Annotated in this window: 2 protein-coding genes and 1 pseudogene; all 3 read left to right on the forward strand. The window is 65.0% G+C overall.

Annotation, left to right across the window (positions count from 1 at the left end; translation table 11 throughout):
• Positions 1–579 (forward strand): chromate resistance protein ChrB domain-containing protein (locus tag ABDZ92_RS16535; RefSeq protein WP_343763985.1); only part of this gene is annotated, 579 nt, incomplete at its 5' end.
• Positions 580–591: 12 nt separating this feature from the next.
• Entirely contained in the window at positions 592–1,821 is a 1,230-nt protein-coding gene (chrA, locus tag ABDZ92_RS16540) for a chromate efflux transporter (RefSeq protein WP_024021613.1), read from the forward strand.
• A gap of 193 nt (positions 1,822–2,014) precedes the next feature.
• Positions 2,015–2,243 (forward strand): annotated as a pseudogene (locus tag ABDZ92_RS16545) (transcription elongation protein SprT); the annotation flags it as partial.

Consider the following 2,243-nt stretch of genomic DNA (forward strand, 5'->3'; position numbering starts at 1 on the left):
CGCCTGGACGAGATCGCAGCGGTCGACTTCTTCGGCGCGCATGGACGGCAGGCGGCGGACGCCGCGATAGCCCAAGCGGAGGGGCGCGCCGGCCGCCACCCGGACGTGAGCGGGCCGGGAGCGCCGGAGCTGACGCCGGCGGAGCTGAAAGGCCGCACTTGGGTCACGCGCCGGCACGTGCATGTCGATCGCATCGCCTCGGCCTGGCTTATCCGCCGGTTCATCGACCCGAGCCCCAGCTTCAAGTTCGTGGACGGCAAGGACTACCAGCCCGAGCCCGGCGAGCTTCGCTTCGACATGGCGGACGCGGAGTTCACGCACGAAGGCGACCACTGCACCTTCGAAACGCTGACATATCGGACGGGGCTCGACGGCGATCAGGCGCTCGTTGCACTTGCCGAGATCATCCACGACCTCGACATCGCCGACGACAAGTTCGGTAGGCCGGAGACCGCCGGCATCGCCGCGCTCATCAATGGCATCTGCGCGAGCACCGACGGCGACAACGAGCGCATTGCCCAAGGGTCGGGCGCGCTCGATGGCTTCTACGCACATTTCACCAAGCGACGCGGCGCATAAGGGGAGCAGAACATGTCGAGCATCGAACATCCTGCCCCGGCGAGCGCGGCTCTGGATGAAGCCCAGCCGCCAGAGCTAAGTTATCCCGCGCTATTCTTGCGCTTCTTGCGCTTCGGCATGATGGCGTTCGGCGGCCCCGTAGCGCAGATCGCAATGATCCGGCGCGAGCTGGTGGACGAGGAACGCTGGATACCCAGCGACCGATTCAACAAGCTGCTCGCAGTTATGCAGGTGCTTCCCGGGCCGGAGGCGCATGAACTCTGCGTCCATCTCGGCATCCGCGCCAAGGGGCGACTGGGCGGCCTTCTGGCAGGGCTCGGCTTTATGTTGCCCGGCCTCGTGCTCATGCTCGCGCTTGCCTGGGCGTACACGCGGCTCCCGATTCAAGGAACGCTCCTCGGAGCCGCATTCTTGGGCATCCAAGCAGCGGTGATCGCTGTCATTGTCCGCGCGGTCCATCGCATCGGTGAGCACATCTTGTTCGACCCGTGGCTTTGGGCCGCAGCGATTGCGGCGGCGGCCGCCTCGCTCGCCGGCGTCAGCTTCTGGATCGTGCTTCCGGCGGCCGGCGCGGCCTACGCGCTCGGATCAACCGGGCGCTACGCGCTCGCCGCGGTCGTGGTCGCGCTTGCCGTTGGCCTGGCGGCTCTGACCTGGGCAGGAAGTCCCGGGGGTGCCGAAATAATGACGGGCACCAAGGAACCAGCGCCTGCCATCGCCGCGCTGTTCTGGGCGGGATTGAAGGGTGGACTCCTGACCTTCGGCGGAGCCTACACCGCCATCCCGTTCATCCGCAACGATACGGTCGGCCGGGGATGGATGACCGACGCGCAGTTCCTTGATGGCTTGGGTCTGTCGGGCATCCTGCCAGCCCCCCTCGTGATCTTCGCTACCTTCGTGGGTTGGATCAGCGGCGGCCTTGCTGGCGCGCTTGCCATGACCGCTGGCATGTTTTTGCCCGCCTTCGCGTTCTCGCTCCTGCTCTACGATCGACTGGAAGCGGTGGTCGAACATAAGCGATTGCAACTCTTCCTGGCGGGCGTGGCGGCCGGCGTCGTCGGCCTGATTGTGGTCACCGTTGTTGATCTTGCCCGAACCACGGGCGCACGCACGCCGAACCTGATCGTAAGCGCGCTCATCTTCGCGGTCTCGCTGGCGATTATGTACCGGTGGAAGAGCAAGCTCGCCACGCCGGTTGTGCTGGCGATTGGGGCGGCAATCGGTGCCATTGCGCTGAGCTGACGGTTGTTGATGACTAAGGCTGTTCCTTCTCGCCCCAGCGTTGTCGCAGAAGCGGCGACGCTGGGAAGTCAGAATATTTGCGACATTGACTAAGCGAATAAGCTGTTAAGCGACAAACTGCTTTTCGCCCTTTTAGGCTCCAGCAGCCAGCGGTTTCCGAGGCTACCCGCTCTTGCGGCCGTTCTCGCGTGAAGCGGCGATCTTGGCTGCGGTCGGTCACCTCCTCCCCCATGCCAGACTCGATACAGGCAGCGCGACCACTCGGCCCAGGAAGCAGGCGGCGCGGATGCTGAAATGCGAGTGCTCGACGTGCGGCTATACCGTCAGGACCGCGCGCAAATGGCTGGAGACAGTGGGCGCACCTTTGTGCCCGATTGAGGGGGCATGGCCCGATGCGCCACGATCTGATCGGCGACGAAACT

This window comes from Sphingomonas molluscorum, assembly GCF_039522995.1.
GTDB lineage: Bacteria > Pseudomonadota > Alphaproteobacteria > Sphingomonadales > Sphingomonadaceae > Sphingomonas > Sphingomonas molluscorum.

Bases quoted from the DNA above. Each gene is read 5' to 3' on its own strand.
- chrA (WP_024021613.1), top strand. From the start codon at position 592: ATGTCGAGCATCGAACATCCTGCCCCGGCGAGCGCGGCTCTGGATGAA.